26 protein-coding genes are annotated in these 26,669 nt (G+C 64.6%); 5 read left to right on the forward strand and 21 right to left on the reverse strand.

The features are described 5' to 3' along the window. Positions 1 to 150 precede the first annotated feature (150 nt). A complete protein-coding gene (locus tag LU493_RS09205) occupies positions 151 to 1,224 on the reverse strand; it encodes a hypothetical protein (RefSeq protein ID WP_275287496.1) in 1,074 nt (357 codons plus the stop codon). A 228-nt stretch (positions 1,225 to 1,452) separates the two neighbouring features. Between LU493_RS09205 and LU493_RS09210 the strand changes: the two genes are divergently transcribed. After that, positions 1,453 to 2,385, forward strand: coding sequence for a YihY/virulence factor BrkB family protein (locus LU493_RS09210; RefSeq protein WP_275287497.1), 933 nt, complete (start codon positions 1,453 to 1,455; stop codon positions 2,383 to 2,385). A 17-nt stretch (positions 2,386 to 2,402) separates the two neighbouring features. Here LU493_RS09210 and LU493_RS09215 read toward each other — a convergent pair whose 3' ends face one another. The 17 genes from LU493_RS09215 to LU493_RS09295 form a co-directional block, all read right to left on the reverse strand. After that, positions 2,403 to 3,875, reverse strand: a complete 1,473-nt coding sequence (locus LU493_RS09215; protein WP_275287498.1) for a phospholipase D-like domain-containing protein — start codon at positions 3,873 to 3,875, stop codon at positions 2,403 to 2,405. A 135-nt stretch (positions 3,876 to 4,010) separates the two neighbouring features. Beyond that, positions 4,011 to 4,649: a HupE/UreJ family protein gene (locus tag LU493_RS09220; RefSeq protein ID WP_343076087.1), complete on the reverse strand. Its 639-nt coding sequence runs from the start codon at positions 4,647 to 4,649 to the stop codon at positions 4,011 to 4,013. 4 nt (positions 4,650 to 4,653) lie between these two features. Continuing rightward, the gene (gene ureG, locus LU493_RS09225) at positions 4,654 to 5,295 is read right to left on the reverse strand and encodes an urease accessory protein UreG (RefSeq protein WP_275287499.1); all 642 of its coding nucleotides are present in this window, start codon (positions 5,293 to 5,295) and stop codon (positions 4,654 to 4,656) included. A gap of 155 nt (positions 5,296 to 5,450) precedes the next feature. Next, positions 5,451 to 6,146 carry an urease accessory protein UreF gene (locus LU493_RS09230; RefSeq protein WP_275287595.1) on the reverse strand — a complete coding sequence of 232 codons (696 nt, stop codon included), beginning with the start codon at positions 6,144 to 6,146 and terminating at the stop codon, positions 5,451 to 5,453. After that, positions 6,136 to 6,606 carry an urease accessory protein UreE gene (gene ureE, locus LU493_RS09235; RefSeq protein ID WP_275287500.1) on the reverse strand — a complete coding sequence of 157 codons (471 nt, stop codon included), beginning with the start codon at positions 6,604 to 6,606 and terminating at the stop codon, positions 6,136 to 6,138. The genes LU493_RS09230 and ureE overlap by 11 nt, the downstream gene beginning before the upstream one ends. 51 nt (positions 6,607 to 6,657) lie before the next feature. Further along, entirely contained in the window at positions 6,658 to 8,379 is a 1,722-nt protein-coding gene (gene ureC / locus LU493_RS09240; protein ID WP_275287501.1) for an urease subunit alpha, read from the reverse strand. After that, positions 8,376 to 8,744, reverse strand: a complete 369-nt coding sequence (locus LU493_RS09245; protein ID WP_275287502.1) for an urease subunit beta — start codon at positions 8,742 to 8,744, stop codon at positions 8,376 to 8,378. Before LU493_RS09245 ends, ureC begins: the two co-directional genes overlap by 4 nt. Positions 8,745 to 8,774: 30 nt before the next feature. Then, positions 8,775 to 9,077, reverse strand: a complete 303-nt coding sequence (locus LU493_RS09250) for an urease subunit gamma (protein WP_275287503.1) — start codon at positions 9,075 to 9,077, stop codon at positions 8,775 to 8,777. A gap of 263 nt (positions 9,078 to 9,340) precedes the next feature. Continuing rightward, complete coding sequence (locus LU493_RS09255) at positions 9,341 to 10,249, reverse strand: urease accessory protein UreD (RefSeq protein ID WP_275287504.1); 909 nt, start codon at positions 10,247 to 10,249, stop codon at positions 9,341 to 9,343. Positions 10,250 to 10,468: 219 nt separating this feature from the next. Next, complete coding sequence (gene urtE / locus LU493_RS09260; protein ID WP_275287505.1) at positions 10,469 to 11,167, reverse strand: urea ABC transporter ATP-binding subunit UrtE; 699 nt, start codon at positions 11,165 to 11,167, stop codon at positions 10,469 to 10,471. Continuing rightward, the gene (gene urtD, locus LU493_RS09265; protein ID WP_275287506.1) at positions 11,167 to 12,006 is read right to left on the reverse strand and encodes an urea ABC transporter ATP-binding protein UrtD; all 840 of its coding nucleotides are present in this window, start codon (positions 12,004 to 12,006) and stop codon (positions 11,167 to 11,169) included. The genes urtE and urtD overlap by 1 nt, the downstream gene beginning before the upstream one ends. Further along, on the reverse strand, positions 12,003 to 13,136 hold the full coding sequence (gene urtC, locus LU493_RS09270; RefSeq protein WP_275287507.1) for an urea ABC transporter permease subunit UrtC: 1,134 nt from the start codon (positions 13,134 to 13,136) through the stop codon (positions 12,003 to 12,005). The genes urtD and urtC overlap by 4 nt, the downstream gene beginning before the upstream one ends. 6 nt (positions 13,137 to 13,142) lie before the next feature. Continuing rightward, complete coding sequence (gene urtB, locus LU493_RS09275; RefSeq protein ID WP_275287508.1) at positions 13,143 to 14,744, reverse strand: urea ABC transporter permease subunit UrtB; 1,602 nt, start codon at positions 14,742 to 14,744, stop codon at positions 13,143 to 13,145. A gap of 261 nt (positions 14,745 to 15,005) precedes the next feature. Next, positions 15,006 to 16,325 (reverse strand): urea ABC transporter substrate-binding protein, encoded by a 1,320-nt coding sequence (gene urtA, locus LU493_RS09280; protein WP_428994553.1) that lies wholly within the window; start codon positions 16,323 to 16,325, stop codon positions 15,006 to 15,008. 337 nt (positions 16,326 to 16,662) lie between these two features. Further along, positions 16,663 to 18,189 (reverse strand): tripartite tricarboxylate transporter permease, encoded by a 1,527-nt coding sequence (locus LU493_RS09285; protein ID WP_275287509.1) that lies wholly within the window; start codon positions 18,187 to 18,189, stop codon positions 16,663 to 16,665. Next, positions 18,189 to 18,641, reverse strand: coding sequence for a tripartite tricarboxylate transporter TctB family protein (locus LU493_RS09290; RefSeq protein WP_275287510.1), 453 nt, complete (start codon positions 18,639 to 18,641; stop codon positions 18,189 to 18,191). Before LU493_RS09290 ends, LU493_RS09285 begins: the two co-directional genes overlap by 1 nt. Beyond that, entirely contained in the window at positions 18,641 to 19,627 is a 987-nt protein-coding gene (locus LU493_RS09295; protein ID WP_275287511.1) for a Bug family tripartite tricarboxylate transporter substrate binding protein, read from the reverse strand. Before LU493_RS09295 ends, LU493_RS09290 begins: the two co-directional genes overlap by 1 nt. Before the next feature lie 185 nt (positions 19,628 to 19,812). Between LU493_RS09295 and LU493_RS09300 the strand changes: the two genes are divergently transcribed. From LU493_RS09300 to LU493_RS09315, 4 genes are read left to right on the forward strand one after another with little or no spacing between them, the layout of a single operon-like run. Continuing rightward, positions 19,813 to 20,412: a helix-turn-helix domain-containing protein gene (locus LU493_RS09300; protein WP_275287512.1), complete on the forward strand. Its 600-nt coding sequence runs from the start codon at positions 19,813 to 19,815 to the stop codon at positions 20,410 to 20,412. After that, positions 20,409 to 21,071: a response regulator transcription factor gene (locus LU493_RS09305; RefSeq protein WP_275287513.1), complete on the forward strand. Its 663-nt coding sequence runs from the start codon at positions 20,409 to 20,411 to the stop codon at positions 21,069 to 21,071. The genes LU493_RS09300 and LU493_RS09305 overlap by 4 nt, the downstream gene beginning before the upstream one ends. Next, positions 21,068 to 22,441 carry a sensor histidine kinase gene (locus tag LU493_RS09310; RefSeq protein WP_275287514.1) on the forward strand — a complete coding sequence of 458 codons (1,374 nt, stop codon included), beginning with the start codon at positions 21,068 to 21,070 and terminating at the stop codon, positions 22,439 to 22,441. The genes LU493_RS09305 and LU493_RS09310 overlap by 4 nt, the downstream gene beginning before the upstream one ends. Further along, positions 22,438 to 23,502, forward strand: coding sequence for an ABC transporter substrate-binding protein (locus LU493_RS09315; RefSeq protein WP_275287515.1), 1,065 nt, complete (start codon positions 22,438 to 22,440; stop codon positions 23,500 to 23,502). Before LU493_RS09310 ends, LU493_RS09315 begins: the two co-directional genes overlap by 4 nt. A 68-nt stretch (positions 23,503 to 23,570) precedes the next feature. Here LU493_RS09315 and LU493_RS09320 read toward each other — a convergent pair whose 3' ends face one another. The 3 genes from LU493_RS09320 to LU493_RS09330 form a co-directional block, all read right to left on the reverse strand. Then, positions 23,571 to 23,987 carry a septal ring lytic transglycosylase RlpA family protein gene (locus LU493_RS09320; RefSeq protein ID WP_428994554.1) on the reverse strand — a complete coding sequence of 139 codons (417 nt, stop codon included), beginning with the start codon at positions 23,985 to 23,987 and terminating at the stop codon, positions 23,571 to 23,573. 53 nt (positions 23,988 to 24,040) lie between these two features. Continuing rightward, positions 24,041 to 24,910: a uroporphyrinogen-III C-methyltransferase gene (gene cobA, locus LU493_RS09325; protein ID WP_428994555.1), complete on the reverse strand. Its 870-nt coding sequence runs from the start codon at positions 24,908 to 24,910 to the stop codon at positions 24,041 to 24,043. Positions 24,911 to 25,080: 170 nt separating this feature from the next. Beyond that, on the reverse strand, positions 25,081 to 26,541 hold the full coding sequence (locus LU493_RS09330) for a sodium-dependent transporter (protein WP_275287516.1): 1,461 nt from the start codon (positions 26,539 to 26,541) through the stop codon (positions 25,081 to 25,083). Positions 26,542 to 26,669: the final 128 nt, after the last annotated feature.

Here is a 26,669-nt window from a genome sequence, read left to right on the forward strand (position 1 = left end):
CGACTCGCTCCTTTTACGCTTGGGGCCGACCGTACGGTCGGGTGATGCCAGTATACCTGTCCCCTCACCGCGTGATGCAACGTCACGCATGTCCATGAACGACGAAGGACGCGCCAAGGCGCGTCCTTCTCATCGACGATACGGCGGAACTCAGATTTCCTGAGCCGTTTCGTCCTGGCTCGACTCGGAAGATGACTGATCCTGAGTCTCCTCCGATTCGGACGATTCACCCTCGGTCGCCTCGGTGGACGACGCCGCTTCCTCGCCACCCTGCGACTCGGACGATTCACCCTCGGTCGCCTCGGTGGACGACGCCGCTTTCTCGCCGCCCTGAGACTCGGACGATTCACCCTCGGATGCGTCGGTGGACGATGCGGCTTCCTCGCCACCGGCTTTCGACTGGGCCTGTTCGCCACTCGCCTCGCTGGCCGGCGCCACCTGGGCGTCCAGATCGGCCAGGGCATCGCGCCAACCGGCCAACTGGCTCTTCAACTCTGCCAACTGCTGGCTGCGCGCCTCGACCTTGCTGTCGAGCCCCGCGAGCTCCTCACGCCCTTCCTGAAGCTTGGTCTTCAGCGCTTCCAGCTTGCTGCTGGCGTCATCGCGCTGGGCCTGCAGTTGCTGATGTTCCTCGCGCAACGGTTCCAGGGACGCCTCGAGCTCACCGCTCTGCTGCTCGAGCTCGGCGACCTGTTCAGCCAGGTTCTCTCGTTGCTGCTCGGCCTGCTGACGGGCTTCCACGGCCTCGTCGCGAGCCGTCAGGGCCTCGTCACGAGCCTGCGTGGCTTCTTCTGCCTGCTGCCGGGTTTCCTCCAGAGAGGCCTGGCGTTCCTCGAGTCGCTGCTCGGCCTCGGACACCTTGGATTGCAGGGGCTCGAGGGCGGCATTGGCTTCCTCGAGTTGTGTCCTGGCCTGCTCGACGTCGACGGTAACGCTCTCCAGCTCTGCCTCGGCGGCCTGACGCTGCTGTTCGAGCTCGTCGGTACGCGCTTGAAGTTCCTCGACCTCGGATTGCGCTGCCTCCTGTTCGGCCACCTGGCTCTTGAGGGTCTCGTTCTCTGTCTGAACCGCTTCCAGGCGTGATTGCAGTGAACGGCGCGCCTCGTTACTGGAACTGACGCTGGACTGGGCGAACAATGCCCAGATCACGGCCACCACGGCCACGGCGGCCAGCACCCTGACGCGGTTGTCCTGGAAAAGCTGTCGCATGGAACTGTCTGACATCGGCTTTCTCCCCCGACATGGGTCGATGTGTATGGCATTGGCCCCTTCCCGGGCCATGCGCGATGGGTCGATTCAGCATACACCCTGGGGCGCCTCTTGGCGTCAACTCTTCGCCAACACCGGATAACGTCCTTGTGCATGGACGGATATCCTGGCGCGCCATGCGGCAATTGACGCGAATCGCGTCGGACAGCGTATCATGCCAGGAGATCCTCGACCGGCTTGCCCATGTCCGACTCCCCGACATTCCCGCCCAGCCGACGCTACCTCTCCACGCTCGCCAGCCGAGTGGCTCGCTTCGCCTGGCGCGTCCTGGCCACCTTTCTGCGCAACCGCGGCATCCTGCTGGCGGGCGGTGTCGGCTACAACGTTCTGCTGTCGATCGTGCCCTTGTTCGCCCTGCTGGTCGTGTTGCTGGCAGGCGTGGTGGACGAGCAGCAATTGATGGGGGTGCTGGCAGTCCAGGTCCGCCACCTCACCCCCGCCTATGCCGAAGTGGTGCTCGATGCGGTGCGCTCACTGCTCGACTCGCGTGATGCCATCGGCATCCTCGGCATTCCGGTACTGCTGGTCTTCAGTTCCTTCGCCTTCCGCATGCTCGAGGATGCCCTGGCGATCATCTTCCATGCCTCGGATACCCATGCCGATCGTTCGGTATGGGTGTCGGTGCTGATGCCCTATGCCTTCATGCTGGTGCTGGGGGCCGGTCTGTTGAGTCTGACGCTCATGGTCAGCCTGGCCAACACCGTCAATACGGTCTGGATGGCACTGCTCGGGCGTGAGCTGCCGTTTACGGGCCTCTCCGGCCCAATGCTCAACCTGACCAGTTTCGTCGGTGTCTTCCTGCTGTTCAGCGCCATCTACAAGGTCATGCCGGTCGTCCGGATCGCCCTGCACCGCGCCCTGGTCGGCGGCTTCGTCGCCGCATTGCTCTGGGAAGGGGCCCGCGCGCTGCTGGTCTTCTATTTCACCAACCTTTCCTTCGTCAATGCCGTCTATGGCTCCCTGGCGACGCTGATCGTGATCCTGCTGATTCTGGAGATCGGTGCCATCATCCTGCTGCTCGGCGCCCAGGTCATCGCCGAACTGGAACGCAACACGCGTCTGGGCCTTCCCTGGCACGTCGATTCCCGCCACCAGGCCGTCACCCACGTGGACTGACCGCTCCGACATCCCGCTCAGAACGTGGACAGCCCGCTGGCCTCCATCAATCGATACCGCCACCAGGCCATGGCGCCCACGTCATCGGCCTCGACATACTCGCGACTGGTGGCGCGCGTCGGCGCCGAATGCCAACGACGCTCGACATGCTCGATGGCATCGGCCAGCGCCGACAGTGTCGACGGTCCCGTCAGGCGTACGCTGGTCTCCAGATTGAGATCATCCAGGTTACGCCGCGTATAGTTGGCCGACCCCAGGATCATCGACGCCTCGTCTCCCGCAGCGGGGCGATGGAGCAGCAACTTGGTGTGACACTGCTCGCCCCGGGTTACGCACCACCGTACTTCGATACCGGCCGAGTCGAGCTCCTCGGCCACCGGCCGATTGGGAATACCGCCCTTCTGGATCCCGAAGGCCTCGCGGTTGGCATCGAGCAGCACGCGTACCGTTACACCACGACGCCGCGCCTCGACCAGGGCCTCGATCAAGGGCCGGTGGGACAGATAGAAGACCGCGGCATCCAGCCGATCCCCGGACGCCGCCTCGCGCACCATTCGCAACAAGGCATCGCGAATCGCGCCTTCGGTCAACACGTTCAGACGCGCTTCCGACGGTTCGGTGGACGGCCCGGGGGGCGGCGGACCCGGCAGGTTCACGCCGGACCAGGCTGCCACCGGACGCTCCGAGGCCAGCAGGTCGAGCGCCGCCGGACCTTCGAAGCGCAACGCCAAGTTATCGTGCAGGCTGCTCGCGTCATGAGGATTGGCGGAGGTCACCAGCCCCGCCCAGTCTTTCCCCTGATCCACCACCAGCGTCTTGCGATGGTTGGCGCGGAAGTTGAGCATCGACAGGTAGCTGCGCAGGGTCACGTGCCCTCGCCCGAGGGCATTGGGCAGCCAGCCGCCGTCGAGGTCATTGCCCAACCGATCGAGGCCCAGGTGCCAGATACCGGACCAGAGCGGATTGGACGCACGCAGCCGGTCCAGATCGGTCATCACGACCTTGATGCCCGCCTTGCGCAGCCGCTCGAGATGCTCCAGCGCCAAGCCGCCGTACAGGGTGTTCAGCGGGTCGGTGATCACCACCGCCTCGAGGTCTGGATAGCGGGAACGCTGCTCGACCAGCGCATCGGTGAGGCGAGACGAGAGCGGCACGAAATCGTCATTCCCCGCTGCATCGCCCGCGAAGTCGTTGAACAGGAACATGTCCATCACGATCAGGCGGCGAGCCTGGCCGATCATCGCCAGCACTTCGTCGAATATTGCCTGGTCGAGATGCCGCTGCCCCGAATCGTCATACCAGGTCTCGTCGACGAGCAGACGCGCCTCGACGACGCGCCGTTCGGGATGCGCCAACCCGATGCCCTCCGGCAGCGGCTTGTAACGCTGCCAGGCAGCCATGCTCCCCCACAGCGCCATCGCGATGGCCAGAACTCCCCATAACCACATGGACGTGCCGCCTCCCTGGCGGGTATTTCCGAGTCTCGGCATGCCGTCGCTCCCGGCTGATGGTGGCCCGATTCCGTGGCCATGCCGAGCAGCATACCGTCTTGCCGTCAAGGGTGCAGGCTCGTCCCGGCTGCGTCATGGGGATAACAGGCGTCACGAGAGACACCGAGGGTGAGGTCAGGACAAGGCGAAGAAGGCACCGGTCGCCGCAATCACCGCGCCGACAACACGCAGCGGACGACTCTCACGGGCCTTCAGCCAGCCACCGGCCAATCGCACGGTCAGGGTAATCGCCAATGTCGCCAGGCTGAAGCCCGCCAGGTAGGCGACAAGCGAGGCGCCATGCGGCATCTCGGTGCCATGGGCATGGCCATGGAAGAGCATGAAGCCCACCACCAGAAGGCCGCCCAGCAAGCTCGGCAAGCGCGCCAGGGTCGCGACCAGCACCCCGGCCAGCAGCACCGACAGCGCGATGGCGCTTTCTACCCCAGGCAGGCCGACACCGACGACGGCCAATCCCGCACCGATGATCATGCCGCCCACCGCGAGACAGGGCACAGCCAGGCGGAGTCGACGTGACTGACCGAGGCTCCATAGACCAATGGCCGCCATCACCAGCAGATGATCGGGACCGAACAGCGGATGTACCAGACCGGCCATGAAACTACCCTGTTCGGCGCCATGGCCGGGGTGTGCCATGGCCAGGCCGGACACGAGCAGCAGGCCGGGAACGGCGAGCCAGAAACGGAAATAAGGCAGAGGGGGCATGGTGATCTCCTTGTCGTGATCGAGGGTCATCGGATGCGTGAGCTTCAAGGGGTCAGTCGTCCACGGCGGCGCGGCGTTCATCGAGACGGTCAGGCAACATCCCCCGCTCGAGGAGGAAATCGACGATGGTCTCCAGCCCCACCCCATCGTGCAGATTGGTGAACACGAAGGGTCGCTCGCCACGCATCATGGCCGCGTCGCGTTCCATCACCTCGAGCGAGGCATGAACCTGTTCGGCGATATCGATCTTGTTGATGATCAGCAGGTCCGACTTGGTAATGCCCGGCCCCCCCTTGCGCGGGATCTTGTCGCCGGCCGAGACGTCGATGACATACAGCGTCAGATCGGACAATTCCGGACTGAAGGTCGCCGACAGGTTGTCGCCGCCGGACTCGACCAGCACCAGCTCGAGTCCGGGGTGACGTGCCTGGAGATCATCGATGGCGGCGAGGTTCATCGAGGCATCCTCGCGGATCGCGGTATGTGGACAGCCACCGGTCTCGACCCCGAGGATCCGATCGGCGGGCAATGCCTGATGGTGCGTCAGAAAATCGGCATCCTCGCGGGTATAGATATCGTTGGTCACCACGGCGATATCGTAGCGCTCGCGCAGCGCCAGACAGAGCTGCTTGAGCAGCGCCGTCTTGCCAGAACCTACCGGCCCCCCGACGCCGACGCGCAAACAATGTTTCATAGTCTCGCTCCTTGCATGAATTCCCCTTCCGGGCAGTGACAAGAAGAAAGAGGGAAGGAGGAAGAGGGGAGACGAGCTGGCCACAAGATGTTGGGCGACAGGAGTCTTCCTTCCTTCACTCTTCCAGCGGCGTTAGCCGCGCTTCCCTCTCCCCGCTAACTCCTGAACAACCGCGAATACTGGGTCTCGTGCAGGGCACTGGCGAGCGCCAGGCCGGGCAATGCCGGCCCCAGGTCGTCGTCCGGCAGCCTCGATGCCGTCGCGACCGCGTCGGCGAGGGCCGGCCGCGTGCGCTCGATGATGCGCTGGGCCGAGGTCTGCCCCAACGGCAATGCCTTGCAGGCCACCGCCAGCTGGTTCTCGAGCCAGGCCCAGGCAAAGCCCAGAAGCGCTTCTTCTTCGTCGATACCACGCCGCCAGGCGGCCAGGCCGAACATCACCACATAGCCCGGGGACTCGGGCAGGCTCGGCGTCGTCGGCAAGAGATCCAGGTTCCCCAGCAGTCTCACCAGCGCCGCCCCCAGACGATGTTCCTCCTCGAGCAGTTCCCGGGTCTCGCGATTGGCCTGGAGCCAGTCGTTCCAGTACGTCAATGACGCCGCGTCGCCGGCCTCCCAGGCCCGCATGACACGGACCAGTACCGGCAGGTCGCAGCGTGTCAGGCCATCATCGAGCACACCCTGCACCCAGGCCTCGAGACGCCTTTCGTCACTTACCCAACCGAGCTCGAAGGCGCTCTCCAGCCCCTGCGACCAGGCGAAGGCGCCGATCGGCAAGGCCGGGCTGACCAGCTGCAGCAAGCCCGTCAGTGCCAGCGGGTCTCGATGACTCGGATTCGTCTCAGTGGGCATGATCATGGCCATGATGTTCCGCCGCGCCATAGGCCCCGGGCTCGGGATCGAACGGCGCCTCGTGATGCTCGAGTCGAGCGCCCAGCCGGCTCGCCAGGTCTTCCAGGACATGATCCGGCGCAAAGCGCACCCAGCCATGGTGCTCATCGCCGCCGATCGCCAGGGTCACGTGTCGGTTGCCCAGGTGATAGCACAATCGGGCCAGCGGCAGGCCGGCCGGCACATGGGCGGTCACCACCGGTTCACTGGCGGCACGCACGGCGATCACGTCCCCCTCTTCCGTGCCCAGACCCTCGCCATCACGAAGCACCGGGCCGCGTTCCAGGAACAACCCCAACTCACGCCCGGTGTCGCTCGTTGCCTTGAGGCGGCCCCGTACGCGCCGCTCATAGGGCAGCGTCAGGGTATCGGTGGCCTGGCCCACCGCGATGGGCCCCAGGCGTTCAGTCAGTTTCAGCATCGTCTACCTCAGTCTCGAGCCGCTCGTAGCTCGTAGCTCGTAGCTCGTAGCTCAGAACAAATGATAACGCTGGGCCAGCGGCAGTTCGGTGGCCGGCTCGCAGGTCAGCAGCTCACCGTCGGCCCGCACTTCGTAGGTCTGTGGATCGACCTCGAGCCGTGGACAAGCCTCGTTCAGCTTCATGTGCCGCTTGCGTATGCCACGCACGTCACGACATGCCGACAGTGGACTGCGAAGGTCCAGCCGCGCGGCGAGACCGGCATCGAGGGCAGCCTGGCTGACGAACGACAGGCGTGTATGACTCGCCGCCCGCCCCAGGGCGCCGAACATCGGTCGGTAATGCACCGGCTGGGGCGTGGGAATCGAGGCATTGGGATCGCCCATGGGCGCCAGGGCAATCATGCCCCCCTTGAGGACCAGCGCCGGCTTGACGCCGAAGCAGGCCGGATCCCACAGCACCAGATCGGCCAGCTTGCCGACCTCCACCGAGCCCACCTCATGCGCGATGCCGTGTGTCAGCGCCGGATTGATGGTGGTCTTGGCGATATACCGGCGAGCGCGAAAATTGTCGGCACCGCGCTCGACATCCTCCGGCAACAGGCCGCGCTGGACCTTCATCTTGTGCGCGGTCTGCCAGGTGCGGCACACCACCTCGCCGACCCGCCCCATGGCCTGGGCATCGGAGGCGATCATGGCAATCACGCCCATGTCGTGGAGGATGTCCTCGGCGGCGATGGTCTCGCGGCGGATGCGCGAATCGGCGAAGGCCACGTCCTCGGGAATCGACGGATCCAGGTGGTGGCAGACCATCAGCATGTCCAGGTGCTCGTCGATGGTGTTCACCGTGTAGGGCCGGGTCGGATTGGTGGAGGACGGCAGCACGTAATCGAGGGCACAGGCGGTGAGGATGTCCGGGGCATGCCCGCCCCCGGCGCCTTCGGTGTGATAGGTATGGATGCCGCGCTCGGCGAAGGCCGCCAGGGTGTCCTCGACAAATCCCGATTCGTTCAGGGTATCGGTGTGAATGGCGACCTGGACGTCATATCGCTCGGCCACGCTCAGGCAGTTGTCGATGGATGCCGGGGTGGTGCCCCAGTCCTCGTGCAGCTTGAGGCCCATGGCGCCCGCCTCGATCTGGGCGTCGAGCGACTCGGGCAGGCTGGCGTTGCCCTTGCCGAGCAGACCGATGTTCATCGGCAACTCATCCACGGCCTGGAGCATGCGGCCGATATGCCAGGCCCCTGGTGTACAGGTCGTCGCATTGGACCCGGTGGCCGGTCCCGTACCACCACCCAGCATGGTGGTGACGCCGCTGGCCAGCGCTTCTTCCACCTGTTGCGGGCAGATGAAGTGAATATGCGCGTCGATGTGACCGGCGGTGAGGATCTTGCCCTCGCCGGCGATGATCTCGGTGCCGGGGCCAATGACGATCTGTACATCGGGCTGGGTATCGGGGTTGCCGGCCTTGCCGATGGCCGCGATGCGCCCGCTCTTCAGCCCCACATCGGCCTTGACGACGCCCCACCAATCGAGGATCAGGGCATTGGTGATCACGGTATCCATCACTGCGTCGTCATGGCGCTGACTCTGCCCCATGCCATCGCGAACCACCTTGCCACCACCGAACTTGACCTCGTCGCCGTAAGGCGCGGCATCGCTTTCCACCTCGATCCACAACTCGGTATCGCCGAGACGCACCCGATCCCCGGTGGTGGGACCGTACATATCGGCATAGGCCTGACGACTGACCTTGTTCGAGGTCGTATCGGTCATGACGGCTCTCCCTTGTCGGCGTCGACAGATGATGAAACTCGCGCGGCAGCGGGCGCACTAGAGAGCGGCCCCATCACCTCGCCGCGAAAACCGAAGACATGCCGGCTGCCGACATAGGGAATCAGCGTGACATCGCGGCTCTGCCCCGGCTCGAAGCGAATCGCCGTGCCGGCGGCTACGTCGAGACGATGCCCTCGTGCCTTCTCGCGATCGAAAACCAGCGCCGGGTTGGCCTCGGCGAAGTGGTAGTGGGAACCGACCTGGACCGGTCGATCGCCGGTGTTGGCCACCTCGAGGGTGATGCGTTCACGTCCCTCGCACAGCGCGATCTCGCCGTCCTGCAACTGATATTCACCGGGAATCATGTCGTGGCTCCTTTCCTCACGCCGTCCCCCTCACACAATGGGGTCATGGATAGTGACCAACTTGGTCCCGTCGGGGAACGTCGCCTCCACCTGCACCTGATCGATCATCTCCGGGACGCCTTCCATGACATCGTCACGCCCGAGGATCTCCCGTCCCTCGCCCATCAGGTCGGCCACGCTGCGGCCGTCACGGGCTCCCTCCATGATCTGGCAACTGATCAACGCCACGGCCTCGGGATAATTCAAGCGGAGGCCGCGTTCACGTCGACGCTCCGCCAGCAGGCCCGCCGTGAACAGCAACAGCTTGTCCTTGTCTCTGGGGGTCAGTTCCATAGCAGTAGCTCCCAAACCATGTCGTTTGCATTCGGTGTCCAGGCTGTCGCCTGCCAGCTGGAAGAGCGGCGCTCCGCGCCTGGAAGCGTGAAGCTGGAAGGAACCGCATTGCCTGGATAACGGAGACTTCCAACTTCGAGCTTCGAGCTTCGAGCTTCGAGCTTCGAGCTTCGAGCTTCGAGCTTCGAGCTTCGAGCTTCGAGCTTCGACAAGATGATGTTCGGTGCTCGGAGCTCGTCACTCGTCGCTGAGGCGAAGCCTCGTCAGGTACTCCAGATTCTCGGCTCCTGGGCCTTGCGCCCGGTCAGCCGAGGCCGCAGCACGTCCCAGGCACGCCGGCACAGGTCCCAGGCCTCGTTTCGCGAATTCCCCAGATAACGCAACAGCAGGACACCATGGCGGGCCGTGACGGCCCAGCGATGCGAGCCGGGCAGGTCATCGCGCAAGGCTGCAACCGCCTCTGCTTCGTCTTCCTCGGAGAGTCCTGCCGCCCAGAGCGAAGCCTGAACCGTGGCCCCACCCTGCCCCCAGTGGCCATGAAAGCGAGGGTGGGTGGGGTCCAGAGGTTGGCGTTCCAGCCACAGCGGACGCCCCTCCCGCGTCAGGTGAAAGCGTTGTTCCAGGTGGCCCGAGGCAAAGGGCAGATCGCTGGCTGGACGACCCAGCGCCAGCACCTCCCAGCCCAGGCAGCGGGCATTGCCGGTGAGTTCGATGGTGGTGACCTGCTCGCCCCGCGAACCATCGAAGGCAATGGTTTCCTGAGGCAACCACTCCAGCACGCCGTCATCGGCGACCTCGAGGCGGGTGTGCTGCCGCCAGGGCACGCCCTGGCTGTCGGCGCGGTAGAGCTTGTTGGCGGCCGGCGTCGTCAACAACGCCCGGGCACCGGCTCCCACCTCGACATCGATGTTCAATGCATCGCCGCTGACCACGCCACCGGGAGGATGCAGCAGGTAGACATGGCAGGTGCCGGGGCAGCCGCCCGTATCGCGCCCCTCCGGATAGAAGGGCCGCTGGACCCGCAATGGCCCCTGGTGACGCGCCCGGGATAGTCGAGTCACGGTATCCCGTGCCGCAAAGCCGAGATCCAGCGACGCCACCCAGCGACGGCCGGCATCGAAGCGGTGGCCCGACTCGAGATAAGGAGAAATGGCACGCGGGATGGCCGTCATCGACAAGGGTCCTGTGAATCCGATGGCTGTTGCCCTTACCCGCAGCAAGTCACGTACCAACCTGGTGAAATCACCAAAAATATTTTTAAAATCAAAAACCTGCTTTGTACACAAAGAAGTATCCGCCCGCCGATTTGCACCACCGACGCCGACGCGCGGAAGGGTTATCGCACCATCCGAGTGCGGAAGATCGAGGAGCGCACCGTCATGAAGCGGCGCCTAGACACTCAAGTGCTCCTTGATCAAGGCATCGGACAGTTCGCCGATCCCGCCACGGGCTACCGGCCGACCACGGTCCAGTATCGTGAAACGATCGGCATACCTGCGCGCAAAGGGCAGCTTCTGCTCCACCAACAATACCGTCAGGCCATCCTCGGCGATCAGCCGGCGGATCACCTCGCCGATCTGGGTGACGATATTGGGCTGGATGCCCTCCCCCGGCTCGTCGAGAATCAGCAGGCGCGGTTCCAGTACCAGGGCACGGCCGATGGCCAGCTGCTGCTGTTGACCGCCGGAGAGATCACCGCCACGGCGATGCTTCATCTCCTCGAGCACCGGGAATAGCTCATGGACGCGCTCGGGGATGGTTCGCCGACCATCGCCGCGGGCGGCCAGGCCGGTTCGCAGATTCTCCTCGACGGTGAGCAGCGGAAAGATCTGCCGCCCCTGGGGCACATAGCCGATACCCAGCCGAGAGCGGTCTTCCACCCGTCGGCGAGTCAGTTCCGTGTCGTCGGCGTAGCGGATGTTCCCGGAAGCCACCGTGACCTCGCCCATGACCGCCTTCATCAGGGTGGTCTTGCCCACTCCGTTGCGGCCCATCACACAGGTGCACTGCCCCGCCGGCACCTCCAGATCCAGGTCCCAGAGGGTATGGCTCTCGCCGTAGTACTGGTTCAGCTTGTCGACGCTCAGCATCAGGCGGCCTCCTCCTCGGCACCCAGGTAGACCTCGATTACCTTCGGGTCATTGGAGACCGTGTCCATGCTGCCCTCGGCCAGCACGCTGCCCTGGTGCAGCACCGTCACGGTGCGAGCGATGGAGCGCACGAAGCCCATGTCATGCTCGACGACGACCACCGACTGCTTGCCCTTGCCGGCCAGTCCGGTGAGCAGCTCGGCGGTACGCTCCATCTCCTGCTCGGTCATGCCGGCCACCGGTTCGTCGACGAGCAGCAGTCGCGGACGCTGCATCAACAGCATGCCGATCTCCAGCCACTGCTTCTGACCGTGGGAGAGGGTTCCCGCCGTCGCGTAGCGCAACTCGACAAGGCCGATGGTCGCGAGCACTTCCTCGATGCGGTCACGTCCTTCGCCGGTCAGGCGAGCGATCAGCGTGGGCAGGACCCGCTTGTCGGCGGCCATGGCCAGCTCCAGGTTCTCGAAGACCGTCAGCGCCTCGAAGACCGTGGGCTTCTGGAACTTGCGACCAATGCCGAGGCTGGCGATCTCCGGCTCGTTCAGGGTCAGCAGGTCATGGCGGCTGCCGAACCACACCGAGCCGATGCCGGGCCGGGTCTTGCCGGTGATGATGTCCATCATGGTGGTCTTTCCGGCGCCGTTGGGGCCGATGATGCAGCGCAGCTCGCCATCGTCGATGGTCAGGTTCAAGTCATTGATGGCCTTGAAGCCGTCGAAGCTGACGTTGACGTCCTCCAGGTAGAGGATGGGGCCGTGGCGCACATCCACCGGGGAGTGCGCCGGAACCAGGAAATCGAAGACGCGCTCCCGGTTGGCCAGGGACTTGAGGATGTTCATGCGGTGCTTTCCCCCGTGGTCGGTTGGGTCGTCGCGGTATGGCTTGCACGTCGCCAGGGACGCAGGCTCAGCAGGCCGGCGATGCCCCTGGGCAGGAAGACGGTGACCAGCACGAACATGCCGCCCAGAGCGAACAGCCAGGCATCGGGCATCACGCCGGTGAAGACCGTCTTGGCGTAGTTGACCAGCAGCGCACCGATCACCGCCCCATAGAGGGTCGCACGGCCACCCAGGGCCACCCACAGCACGACTTCGATGGAGAAGATCGGAGAGAACTCGCCGGGATTGATGATGCCCACCTGAGGCACATAGAGGGCGCCGGCCACCCCGGCAAGCATCGCCGAGACCACGAAGACGAACAGTTGGAAGCGCTCGACCCGGTAGCCCAGAAAGCGCGTGCGTGCCTCGGCATCGCGGCAGGCCACGCTGACCCGGCCCAGCTTGCTGGCAACGATCGCCCGACACAGTACATAGCCCAGCGCCAGGGCGATGCCGGTAGCAAGGAACAGGCCCAGCCGGGTGCCATCGCTTCTCAGGTCGAAGCCCAGCAATTCGCGAAAGTCGGTGAGGCCGTTGTTGCCGCCGAAGCCCATCTCGTTGCGGAAGAAGGCCAGCATCAGGGCGAAGGTCATGGCCTGGGTGATGATCGACAGGTAGACGCCGGTGACCCGCGAACGAAACGCCAGGAACCCGAACACCAGGGCCAGCAGGCCCGGCGCCAGGAGCACCATCAGGAAGGCGAACCCGGGCATGTCGAAGCCCAGCCAGTACCAGGGCAGGCTGTCCCAGTCCAGAAACACCATGAAGTCCGGCAGCACCGGGTCGCCATAGGTGCCCCGGTCGCCGATCTGGCGCATCAGGTACATGCCCATGGCATAGCCCCCCAGGGCGAAGAAGGCGCCATGACCGAGACTCAGGATGCCCAGGTAGCCCCACACCAGGTCGACGGCAACCGCGAGCAACGCATAGCTCAGATACTTGCCGAGCAGTGTCACCGCGTAGGTGGAAACGTGCAGAGGATGGCCCGCCGGCACGGCCAGGTTGAGCAGGGTGACCAGTGCCAAGGCGGCCAGCAGGACACTCAGGAACAGCCGGGTCGAGCGTTCGGAAAAAGGTCGTGTCAGCCACATGATGGTCTAGCCCTCCGCCGCTCGGCCCTTCTGTGGAAAGAGTCCGCGGGGGCGCTTCTGGATGAACAGGATGATGAACACGAGCACGACGATCTTGGCCAGCACCGCACCGGCCCAGGGCTCCAGCACCTGGTTGATGACGCCCAGCGACAGGCCCGCCACCAGAGTGCCCCAGAGATTCCCCACACCGCCGAACACCACCACCATGAAGGAGTCGATGATGTAGTTCTGGCCCAGGTTGGGACCCACGTTGGTGAGCTGCGAGAGCGCCACCCCGGCCAGCCCTGCGACCCCGGAGCCCAGTGCGAAGGTCAGGATATCCACCCGGGTGGCGCGGATGCCCATGGCACGTGCCATGGCACGGTCCTGGGTCACCGCCCGCACTTCAAGGCCCAATCGGGTACGACGCATGACCAGCATCAGGCCGGCGAACACCACCAGGGCAAAGCCCAGTACATAGAGCCGGTTGAGGGTCAGCGAGAGGCCCTCGTTGAGCATCAAGGAACCACTCATCCATTCCGGCGTGACCACCGTGCGGTTCTGCGGGGAGATGACCGTGCGCACCAGCTGCTGCAGGATCAGGCTGACGCCGAAGGTGGCCAGCAGAGTCTCCAGCGGCCGCCCCTTGAGGAACTGGATGACGCCTCGTTCGATGGCCACCCCGGCCAGCGCCGCCACCAGGAAACCGGCAGGGATCGCCAGCAGCAGCGCCAGGCCCGGCTGACCGGGCAGCAGCTGTTGCATGGCCCAGGTGGTATAGGCGCCGAGCATGATCAGTTCGCCGTGGGCCATGTTGATCACGCCCATCACGCCGAAGGTAATGGCCAGACCGATGGCCGCCAGTACCAGCACCGAGCCCAGCGAAAGCCCGAAATAAAGCGTCTCCAGCCCGCGATTGAGCATCATCTTCTGCTCGATATCGGCCAGGGCCGAGGTCGCGGCGGCAGCAAGCTCGGCATCCTCGCTGCGACTGGCGGCATTCAGCGCCGAACGGACTCGGGTGTTGAGACTGCCGGCCAGGACATCCACCGCCGCGGCATCGCCCTCCTCCAGACGGTGGATGGCCAGCGCTTGCTCGAGCAGGCGACGCACCTCGGCGTCCTCCTCCTCGCCGATGACTACCCTGAGCGGCTCGGCCAGGCTGGCATCGACGTCACCGAGCAGTGCTCTGGCCGCCTCGCGACGCTCGCCCACCTGCTCGGCATGCAGATCGATCACCGCCAGCGCCCCCTGCAATTGGCCGCGCAGCGCGTTGTTGATACCGATGCGGTCCAGCTCGCGACGCGACATCTCGCCGGCATCCTCGAAGCTCAGCGCATCGACCACCGGCCAATGGCGGCCGCGGTTCTCGACGACCACGACGAAGCGGCCGGTGTCCTTGTGACGCTGCAGCTTGCCGCCGAGCAGCGCTTCGAGCCAACGGCGGCTGCGCGCGTCGCCGCTGGCGATGATAGTCTCGACAGCCTCGCCCTTGTCGGCGTAGGAATCGGTATCGAGAGAATCCAGCAGGGCCTGGCCGGGATCGTCCTGTGCCTGGGCGGCCAACGGCAGGCCGAACAACAGGCAGAGACACAGCAGGCCCGACAGGCAGCGTGGAAGCATCCTCATGGGCGTGTCCTGTAGGAAGTGGGGAGGTGTCGCCTCTCTGAAGCCAGGCCCGTGCATGTTTCAGAGCTATCGACGTCGGAGGAATCGCTCGGGGCTGTTCCGTCGACAAGCCTTCGAGAAGGCGCTATGAACCCATCCCTGGGCGCTACCGACGCCTTTCCTGGCGTCGGACCTTCTCTTCGGCTTGTCCCCGGCGCCCCTCGCTTTGCGCCATAACGATAGCCCTGGCGCGCACCCGGCCTGAAAACGTCTTGGCGGGGGTTATTCCTCGGGCGCTTCTTCCTCGGCCTGGCTGCCGCCGCAGCTGCCGCGCACCACGTTATAGTTCCCGCACTCCAAGGGCTTGCGCCAGTCGCTGATCAGGTCCCGGGAGCCTTCCAGATAATCGGACCAGGCGTCACCGGCCACGGTGGAGGGCGTCTCCCAGACGATGGAAAACTGGCCGTTATCCTGAATCTCGCCGATCAGCACCGGCTTGGTGATGTGATGGTTGGGCATCATGGTGGCGTAACCGCCGGAGAGGTTCGGCACCGAGACACCGATGATGGCGTCCTTGACTGCATCGACATCGGTGGTACCGGCCTTGCGTACCGCCTCGGCCCACATGTTGAAGCCGATGTAGTGGGCCTCCATGGGATCGTTGGTCACCGCCATCTCATCGCCGGTATGCTCGATCCAGGCATCGATGAAGTCGTAGTTGGCGTCGGTATCGACGCTCATGAAGTAGTTCCAGGCAGCCATGTGCCCGACCAGCGGGGCGGTATCGATGCCGGTGAGTTCCTGCTCGCCCACCGAGAAGGCCACCACCGGAATGTCGGCGGCCTCGATGCCCTGATTGCCGAGTTCCCGATAGAAGGGCACATTGGCATCGCCATTGATGGTGGAGACCACCGCGGTCTTCTTGCCCTGGTTGCCGAACGCCTTGATCTCGGAAACGATGTTCTGCCAATCGGAATGGCCGAAGGGTGTGTAGTTGACCATGATGTCGTCGTCCGCAACCCCGTGCGACGTCAAGTAGGCCTCGAGGATCTTGTTGGTGGTACGCGGATAGACATAGTCGGTGCCGGCCAGCACCCAGCGCTCCACCCCGACGTTGTTCATCAGATAGTCGACGGCGGGAATGGCCTGCTGATTGGGCGCGGCACCGGTATAGAAGACGTTCTCGGAGGACTCCTCGCCCTCGTACTGCACCGGGTAGAAGAGCAGGCCGTCGAGTTCCTCGACGACCGGCAGCACCGACTTCCTCGACACCGAGGTCCAGTTGCCGAAGATGACATCGACCTCTTCCTGGGCCAGCAGCTCACGAGCCTTCTCGGCGAACAGCGGCCAGTCCGAGGCAGGATCGACCACCACGGCCTCCAGCTTGCGACCCAGCAGACCACCCTGGGCGTTCTGCTGCTCGATCAGCATCTCCACGGTCTCCTTGAGCACCGTTTCACTGATCGCCATGGTGCCGGACAGCGAGTGCAGGATGCCCACCTTGATGGGGTCTTCCTGGGCCAGAGCGGGAGCGGCGAAGCACAGACTCAACAATGGGGCGGCCAACCAGCGAGGGCGCATGGTGCGACGACGTGGGGTCATGATGATCTCCTTGCGATCCGGGTCATTGTTCTTGGAAGCAGGTCATCGGAAGCCGGGGCATGTACCCGTAAGCCACCTTTCTGCCATCTTCAAGAGGATCTGCAAGAGCCGCACCAGAACCGTTGCCACCAGAATTATTGGTTCAATATCAATCGAGTAACGTTAAGAACATCGACGTTCATCTCACCGACGTCCTCTCCTGGTGCAATCTGCGGACGGAAACCGCCCCGAATCGGTGCCAACATCCACCACCCTGCACCCTGATCGAGCGCCAACGAAAAAACGGGGGCACCGGTCCAGGCCGGTACCCCCGTCAGGGCGTCATCCAGGTTGAAGGTCAGTCGCCTTCGGGACCTCCGGTCCCGGTGGCCGCCTTCATGCGCCGACGCAGGATGGGCCCGACGATATAGGGCAGGATCAGCCCAAGGCCGGCGAACACCCACAGGCCGATGGCTAGGCCACTGTTCCAGAGAACGGTCCAGTCGCCGTCGGAAATGTCCATGGCATGGCGGAGGTTCTTCTCCATCTCCGGCCCCAGCAGCAGGCCGAGAATCACCGGCACCAGCGGAATCTCGAGCTTTCTCAGCACATAGCCCGCCACCCCGAAGGCCACCATGAAGTAGAGATCGAAGGTCGTGTTGCTGATCGAGTAGATGCCCACGAAGGCGATCATGGTCACGATCGGCAGCAGATACATCGGCGGCACCGACAGCAGCTTGACGAAGATGCCCACCAGCGGAATGTTGAGCACCAGCAGCAGGAAGTTGCCGATCAACAAGGCCGCGATCACGCCCCAGACGATGTCGGCGTTCTGGGTGAACATCAACGGGCCCGGCGTGATGTTGAGCGAGATCAGCAGCGCCAGCAGCACAGCGGTGGTACCACTACCGGGTACGCCCAGCGTCAGCATGGGCACCAGCGCACCGCTGGAGGCACCGTTGTTGCCGGCTTCTGGTCCCGCCACACCACGCGGGTCCCCTTCGCCGAAATAGCCCTTCTTGCCGACGACCTTCTTTTCCAGCGTATAGCCGATAAAGCTGCCCAGGGAGGCCCCTGCCCCCGGCAGTACCCCCGCGATGAAGCCCAGCACGCCACCCCGGATGCTCGACGGCATGATCTCGCGAATGTCCTTCCAGGAGAGCGTCAGCTTGTTGACGGTCATCTTTTCCTTGCCACCACCGGCCTTGTCCTCGATGAAGAACAGCAGCTCGGAGATAGCGAACAGCCCGACGATGGCGATGATGAAGTCCACCCCTTCGTAGAGCTCCAGCACCCCGAAGGTATAGCGCTGCACCCCGGTCGTATCGATACCCACGGTGGCAATCATCAGGCCGATGCAGGCAGCGACCACCGTCTTCATCGGATTCTTGCCGGTAATGCCGCCCAGGGTCGCGAAGGCCAGCAGGAAGAGCGCGAAGTATTCCGCCGGACCGAAGGTCAGGGCGAAGTCGGCCAGCAAGGGCGCCAGCAGAATGAGCCCGATGGTGGCAATCAGGCTGCCCATGAACGACGCCACGGCAGAGATCGCCAGGGCCTCGGCAGCCTTGCCCTTCTGGGCCATGGGATAGCCATCCAGACAGGTCATCATCGCCGGCTCGTCGCCGGGAATGTTGAGCAGGATCGAGGAGATGCGGCCGCCGTACATGGCACCGGCATAGACCGCGGTGAGCATGATCAACGCGGTCTCGGGCTGCAGCCCCAGCGTGAAGGCCAGCGGAATCAGGATCGCCACGCCATTGGCCGGCCCGAGGCCCGGCAGGGCGCCGATCAGGGTGCCGAGGAAGGCCCCCAGCAAGGCGAACATCAGGTTGTGCGGTGCCAACGCGACCGCAAAACCGTCCATCAAGTAACCCAGGGTTTCCATCAGCCAACCTCCAGGAACGACAGCAGACCCAGCGGCAGTGCAAGGCCCAGGGCGAAGTTGAACACCAGAAACACCACCACGCCGGCCAGGGCCCCGGTCATGTAGGCCCTGGGCAGGTCAGCGCCCATGCGCCAGCACAAGGTGCCCACCGCCAGGGTGGTGCTGATGATGAAGCCGAGCGGCTGCAGCAACGCGGTGTAGAGCAGCAGGACCACTACCGCAATGACCAGCTCGATGCCGGTACGGCTCCATGGCCAGGCGTTGTCCGGATCCGGCCGCACGATCAGGTAAAGGCTGCTCAGCACGAGCACCACGGCCAGAAGATAGGGAAAGGTTTCGGGTCCGACTGCCTCGGACCCGCCAAACGGCACGGGGAACTGGCTGGCGCCCCAGCCGTACGCGACGGCCAGGACGATCAGCAGAACACCGAAGATACGGTCGTTGAAGGTCATCACTTGATCAACCCGATATCCTTGGAGAGTGTTTCGATGTCATCGATCTGGTTCTTGACGAATTCTTCGAACTCGCCGGCGCTCATGTGGAACGGCATCAAACCGTTCTGCTTCATGACAGCCTTCCACTCATCGCTCTGGTAGATGGTGTCCATGGCGTCGGTCCAGTACTGCTTGGCGTCGTCGGAGATATCCGCCGGCATGTAGAAGCCTCGCCAGTTGGGGCCGATGGCATCGATACCCTGCTCCTTGGCGGTCGGAATATCGCTGAACTCACCGGGCAGGCGTTCTTCGGACAGCACCGCCAGCACCCGCAGGTCGCCGGACTCCATGAAGCCCTGGGCCTCGGAAATATCACCGGTGAAGGCATCGACGTGGCCACCGACCACCTGGGTCATGGCTTCACCGCCATTGTTGTAGGAGAGATAGGGAACGCGCGGCAGGTTCTCCACGCCGGCCGCCTGGGCGGCGATCAGTACCTTGAGGTGATCCCAGCCACCCTTGGCGCTACCGCCAGCGAACTTGACGCTGCGCGGATCCTCCTTGAGCGCATCCATCAGTCCCGGCAGGTCCTCGTACTCGGCATCGTCGGCGACGGCGATGACGCCATAATCGGCACCCAGGGCACCGATCCAGTTGACCATGTCGGCGTTCATGCCGGGGAACTGCCCCTGGGCCAGGCGCGTCGTCGTGGCGGTGGAAGCCGCCACCAGCAACTGGTCGTCGCCGGCGCGCTTGCTGACGGTATGGGCATAGGCCACGCCACCGCCGGCACCGGCCATGTTGATGGTCTGTACACTGGCCGGAACCAGGTCCAGCTCCTCGAGGACGGTACCGACACTACGGCAGGTGAAATCCCAGCCACCGCCCGGATCGGCGGGCGCCAGGCATTCCATCTTGCCCTCCGGTTCGAAGGCCATGGTGGAACTCGCGCCGACCGTGAAGGCGGCGACGGCAACGAAAGTGAGCGGCGTCTTGATGGACATTGTTGTTGTCCCCTGAGGTCGATGAAATGAAGATCGCTTGAAGGACGCTGACGGCTAGCTTACAATTCTGTAAGGCAGAACAACGTTCCTCAGAATGGAAAGCTAGGCGTGACGCTTCGGCGGGTCAACGCCTTCCCAGGTAAATTGCGACCAAAGTTCAATCTCGTGAGACAAAGGGGCATGGCATGGCACAGGATCGTGTGGAAGCCGTCGAGCGCGCCTTGACGGTACTCGAGGCCTTCGATTCCCCCCAGGAACACTTCACCCTCGCCGACCTGGCCCAGGCCACCGGTTTCTACAAGAGCACCCTGCTGCGCCTGCTCGGCTCGCTGGAGCGACACGACTATGTACAGCGCGGCAGTGACGGTCGCTGGCGCCTGGGCGGCAGTCCGTCACGCCTGGCGCGTCGTCACGCCCCGTCGCGTCAACTGGCCACGCGCATCCAACCCCTGCTGGATCGACTGACTGCCGAGACAGGCGAGACCGCGGCCTTGCTGGAGGCACAGCCAGGGATCGCCGAATGCCGGCTGGTGGCGCTGCCCGACGCCGACCTGCGCCATGACCTCAGGCCGGGCCAGCGTTGGGAGATCGACACCGCGGGAGATCCACGGCCGCTACTGCCGGGCGGCACCATGGAATGCCGAGTGCTGGACGACGCTCCCGAGTCCCCCTCCCTGTGGCTGACGCTCTCGGGGCCGGCGAGCCGACTCAGCCCGCAACGGGCACGCCGTGCCCTCGACGGCGCCGTGGCAAGACTCCACGAGACCGAGGAGACGGCGTCATGACGGTACTGCTGGTGGAAGACGACCGTCTGCTGACCGAGACTCTGGTCGGCGCTCTGGAACTCGAGGGGCATCGTGTCCGTCATCTGGCCGATGGCGTCGAAGCCTGCGCCGCCCTCGATGCACCGGATCACGGCCACGCCCTGATCCTGCTGGATCTCAACCTGCCCGGCTGCAGCGGACTGGAGGTGCTGGAAACCTTGCGTCGGCACGATAACGATACCCCGGTACTGATTCTCACCGCACGCGGCGCCGTGGAGGACCGGGTTCGCGGGCTGGACCTTGGCGCCGACGACTATCTCGCCAAGCCCTTCGCTCTGGACGAGCTGGAGGCCCGGATTCGTGCCCTGTTGCGCCGTCGCGAACGCCATCAGGTACTTCAGGTCGGCTCGCTGCGCTTCGACGGCCTGGCACAACGCTTCAGCCTCGCCGACGCCCCCCTGTCGCTGCCCCCACGTGAGCAACGCCTGCTGGCCTGCCTGATGCATCATGCCGGCGAACCGGTGGACAAGGCGCGGCTGGCCGAGGAAGCCTTCCAGGGCGAACCCATGGGCGACAACGCCATCGAGGTCTATGTCCACCGCCTGCGCAAGCGCCTGGGCGATGACGGCGTCGCGCTGCGCACCGTGCGCGGCATCGGCTACCTGCTGGAGGCGACGTGATCACTCGGGACAGCCTCTATAGCCGCTTGCTGACGTGGTTATTGCTGCCCCTGCTGGCCCTGGGCGGGCTGATGCTGTTCCAGGCCTGGCTCGATGCCCGCCAGACGGCCGATCGCGCCTTCGATCGGCTGCTGGAGGCCGCGACCCTGGCGATCGCCGAGCAGGTCCAGTGGCAGGACGACCGGCTGTGGCTCGATCTGCCGCCCGCCGCGCTCGAGATGCTGGCCACCGACGCCGAGGAACGCGTCTTCTACGCGATCTACGACAACCGGGGACGCTTCGTGACCGGTAACGCCGAACTGCCGGGCATCGACAGTGATGGTGCCAACGCCGATGACGGACTCTATTATCGCGACATCCAGTGGCGCGGCCTGGCCCTGCGCGAGGGCGTCCGACGCACACGTCTCGAAGACTGGCGACAGCGCGAGCGCTTCGATGTGCGCGTCGCGCATACTCGGGAAGGACGCGAGCGCTTGGCCAGCCAGCTGCTGCGCGGCAACCTGGCCTATATCCTCGGCATGGCCCTGCTGGCAGCCGCCACCCTGGTGATCGCCATTCGTACCGCCCTCGCCCCGCTCACCCGCCTGCGCCGCGCCATCCGTGCCCGGGACCCGCGCACCCTGGCGCCGCTGGAACTTCCCCTGCCCCGCGAGCTGGCCGAACTGCGCGAGACGCTCAACGAATTGCTGGCACGCATGCGCCGCGTGCGCGCCAACCAGGAACGCTTCATCGGCGATGCCTCGCATCAGCTGCGCACTCCCCTGGCGGGGCTATCGGCCCGCGCCGAGCTGGCCCTGCGTCAGGACGATCCGACCCAGTGGCGCCAGGCACTGGTCGCCATGCAGGACACCAGTGCCCGCACCTCGCGGTTGGCCATTCAGCTGCTGTCGCTGACCCGGCTCGACAATCCCGAGTACCGACCGGAACTTTCCCCCGTCGCCCTCGACGATATCGCCAGGCAAGCCGTCAAGCAGCACTGGAGCGCCTGCCATCGTGACGGCATCGATCTCGGCGTGGAGACGCCGCAGACCACGGTCAAGGTCCAGGGGCTCGACTGGCAACTCGAGGAGGCGCTGGGCAACCTGATCGACAACGGACGCCGCTACGGGGCTCGCCGGATCACCGTACGGGTCGCCGACGCGCCCCCGGTTCTCGAGGTCGAGGATGATGGCCCCGGCATTCCCGAAGCCAGGCGCCTGCTGATGCTGCGTCCTTTCCACCGCGGCAGTGACGATCCGGATGGCTCCGGCCTGGGCCTGGCCATCGTCGACGGCATCGCCAGGACCCATGGCGCGCGCCTCGGTCTCGAGGACGGCCACGACGGCCAAGGGCTGAGGGTCACCCTGATCTTCCCCGGAGCCCTCTCATGAAGCCCCTCGCCCTGTTGTTCATCCTGCTGTTTCCGCTCACCGCCACCGCCGAGGCGATGCGCTATCCGGCCGCCTCGGGCCCCGAGCGGCCGGAACGACTGATCGTGCACGGCGCCCTGGACGTGGCATACATCCAGCCGTTGCTGGACGACTTCCATCGTCGCCATCCGGACATCGACCTGACCTATCGCAACCTGGACACCCTGCCGCTCTATCGCCGTTTCCTGGCCACGCCCGACGAGGCCGATGTTCTCATTTCCTCGGCCATGCCCTGGCAGTACCGACTCGTCAACGATGGCCACGCTCGCCCCCTGGACACCCCCGCGTCGCGCGACTGGCCCGCCTGGGCGCGCTGGCGTCAGGAGCTTTTCGCCTTCACCTTCGAGCCCATCGTCATGGTGGTACGCCGTGAGCTGCTGGAGCGATATGGTCGACCGGACAGCCATGCCGAGCTGCTGGCCACCCTGCGCGACCACCGTGACGACCTGCGCGGCCGGGTCGTCACCTACGACCCGGAGCGCAGTGGCGCCGGCTATACCTACGCGATCGAGGAATCACGGCTCTCGCCCCGTTACTGGGACTTGATCGCGGCGCTGGGCGATGTCGACACATCCCTGGTGGACACCACCGGCGAGATGCTGGAGGGCCTCACCGATGGACGTTACTGGATCGGCTACAACCTGCTGGGCAGTTATGCGCACCGTGTCGTCGAGGACGACCCCGATCTCGAGATGGTGGTCCCGGATGACTATACCCTGGTGATCCAGCGCCTGGCCTTCATGCCTCGACAGGCGCCGCATCCACGCAACGCGCGACGCTTTCTCGACTATCTGATCGACGAGACCGGGCAAGCCGTGATCGCCAGCCAGACCGCTCTGGGCGCCATTCATCCCGAACTTGACGGCCCCGGCACGGCGGATGCCTGGCGCGCCGAACGCGGCAACGCCTTGCGTCCCCTGACGCTGGGCCCGGGGCTGCTGGCGACCCTCGACGACCTGAAGCGCCAGGCGCTGCTGACACGCTGGCGACGCGAGTTCAACCGCGATGATGAAGACCGCTGAGAGGCGGTTTCAAGGAAGGGAAAAGGCAGGATAGGGTCCGGGTTCCCCGGACCACTACAACGTCGTCCTCAGCGTACGTAGCTGAGCTCCACCGGCGCGACTCCCCGACCCAGCATGCCAAGCTCCCGAGCGGCACGCTTAGAAAGATCGATGACGCGCCCATCGACATAGGGGCCTCGATCATTGATCAGAACCTCGACCTGACGGCCAGTATCGCGGCGCGTCACCACCACCTTGGTACCGAAAGGCAGGGACTTGTGGGCCGCTGTCATCGCCCGCTGGTCGAAGGGTACGCCACTGGCAGTGGTCCGTCCCTGAAAACGGTCGCTGTAATAGGACGCCACCCCTTTCTGGATCGGCGTCAGGCCAGATTCACTGGCCACGCCATCATTCGCGCAGCCACACAGCATAAAGAGCGCCACGGCAAGCACACCATGTCGCAGGAATCGGCGCCTTGCGCCATTCATCTTGTCGGAAAACCCCATGCATCACCTCACGACGGCTTGTACGCCGATATACCGGTCTCCTCTTTCGGTAATCAGGCGCCTCGAGACGTGTCGGACGGCGTCGGGTGCTTTCCCTGCAACCAGCCGGCAGCGCCGGCTCGTGCGTTGTCGAACCAATCCAACGCGTCATGCAACGTCACCACATCGCCGACGATGATCAGTGTCGGCGGTCGAATCTTATCCACATTATCCGCCGAAGGCAAATTGGCCAGGGTGCCCAGGTGTACCCTCTGACGCCGCGTGGTCCCCTGCTCGATCAGCGCCAGCGGCGTATCGGGCGCCAATCCATGGGCCTGCAGGCGCTCGCCGATGATCTCGAGGCTGCCCAGTCCCATGTAGAACACCAGGGTCTGCCCCGGGTGGGCCAGGGTCGGCCAATCCAGTTCACAGCCACCATCACGCAGATGGCCGGTAATGAAACGCACCGATTGCGCATGATCACGGTGGGTCAGAGGAATGCCGGCATAAGCGGCACACCCCGACGCGGCGGTGATGCCCGGCACGACCTCGACCATGACACCGGCGCCGACCAGGACCTCGAGCTCTTCGCCACCTCGGCCGAAGATGAAGGGGTCCCCGCCCTTGAGCCGCACGACCCGCTTCCCGGCTCTCGCCCAGTCGACCAGCGCCTGGTTGATGCCCTCCTGGGGCACACTGTGACTCGAACGCTGCTTGCCGACGTACAACCGTCGAGCATTCGGGTTGGCCAACGCCAGGATTTCCTCGCTCACCAGACGGTCATGCAGGATCACTTCCGCCGACTGCAGACGGCGCAGCGCCTTGATGGTCAACAGCTCCGGATCCCCGGGCCCGGCGCCCACCAGGCTGACCCGCCCCGACATCGACGGGGAAGTCGACGGCGGCAAGGCATCGCTCGACGGGGCTCGGGAGGCGGCGCTCATATTCCATATTTCCTGTCTGAAAAAATTTTATATGCAATAAAGTAATAAAATTGCCTGAAAATTACCACTAATGACGCAGCCCAAGCATATAACCGAATGATTGAGAGGCGGCCGAAATGACATCGCCCCCGCATAGCGGGGGCGATATTCAAGGGCCGGAGCTTGCGACCTCAGGAACAGAAGGCGCGTTTCAGCCCCGGACGGGTCAGTTCGCCGATCAGGGTGACGACAGCCAGCACCAGCGCCAGCCAGGGCCATTGCGCGGCGAAATCGATATCGAGCCAGCCCAGGGCATCGACGAAGATCAACAGGATGCCGAGCGGACTCACATAGCGCACCATGAACAGCCAAAGCCCGTGGATCATCGGCGACAGGCCGAGCTCCTCGCGCAGCATCTCGCTTCGAAGCACGAAACCGGCGAACAGCGCCATGCCCAGACCTCCCAGGGGCATCATCAGACGTGACGTCAAGAAGTCCAGCCAATCGAAGAAGTGCTTGCCGAGCAGCGTCCATTCGGCGCCGACATTGAACGACAGCATGGCCATCGTGCTGATCACCCAGAGCACGATGCCGGTACCCCAGGACGCCACGCGCCGGCTGAGCCCCTTGTTATCGGTGAGCCAGGAGACGGTAGCCTCGACCATGGAAATCGACGAGGTCAGCGCCGCCATGGACAGCATCACGAAGAACAGGATGCCGAACAGGGTGCCCAGGGGCATGGCCTGAAACGCCAGCGGCAGACTCATGAAGATCAACCCGGGCCCGCTGCCCGGCTCCATGCCATTGGCAAAGATCACCGGGAAGATCGCCAGGCCCGCCATCAGCGCTACCAGCGTGTCGGCTACCGCCACGGTCAGGGTGGTACGACCGATGGACGCCTCACGCGGCAGATAGCTGCCATAGGTGAGGATGGCCCCCGAGGCCAGCGAGAGGGTGAAGAAGGCATGGCCCATGGCCGCCAGCATGCCCTCGCTCGAGAGGCTCGAGGCATTGAAGGCGAACAGGAAATGCAGGGCATCGCCGAAGCCCCCCGAGAAGGCGCCATAGCCGATCATGATGATCAGCATGATGACCATGCCGGGCATCATCCAGCTGACACTCTTCTCGATACCGGACTGGACCCCCTTGCCGACGATCACCATGGTGGCCACCGCCACTACCGTGCTCCAGGCGCCGAGGCTCCAGGGGTTGGCATTGTTGGCGGAGAAGATGGCGGCCATGTCATCGACACTGGAGCCCGCCAGGCCACCACTGATCATCTTCCACAGGTAGGCGAAGGACCAGCCTGCCACGACCACGTAGAAGCACAGGATCATGAAGCCGCACAGCATCGCCATCCAGCCAAGCAGTGACCAGGCCGACGAGCGGCCCGCCTCGCTGGCCATCCGGCGAATGGCATCGATGGGACTACCACGGCCGCGTCGCCCGAGGGCGATTTCGGTCATCATGACCGGCACCCCGACCGACAGGATGCAGGCCAGATAGACGAGCACGAAGGCGCCACCCCCGTACTCACCGGTCATGTAGGGAAATTTCCAGACATTGCCCAGGCCGACCGCGGAGCCGGTGGCCGCCAGGACGAAGCCCCAGCGGCCGAGCCACTGGGTACGGGGTCGTTCAGTCTTTGTCATGTTACACCAGGATCACGGAACTCTTGTTGTCGCCCGTCACGAGACATAGCAGCCTCTGGCCAGCCTATATTGTGACGGATTTTGTCGTGATTGGGCAGAGAGACGAAGGATTGTTCTGAAACTGACTC

The organism is Halomonas elongata, assembly GCF_029081005.1.
Classification (GTDB): domain Bacteria; phylum Pseudomonadota; class Gammaproteobacteria; order Pseudomonadales; family Halomonadaceae; genus Halomonas; species Halomonas elongata_B.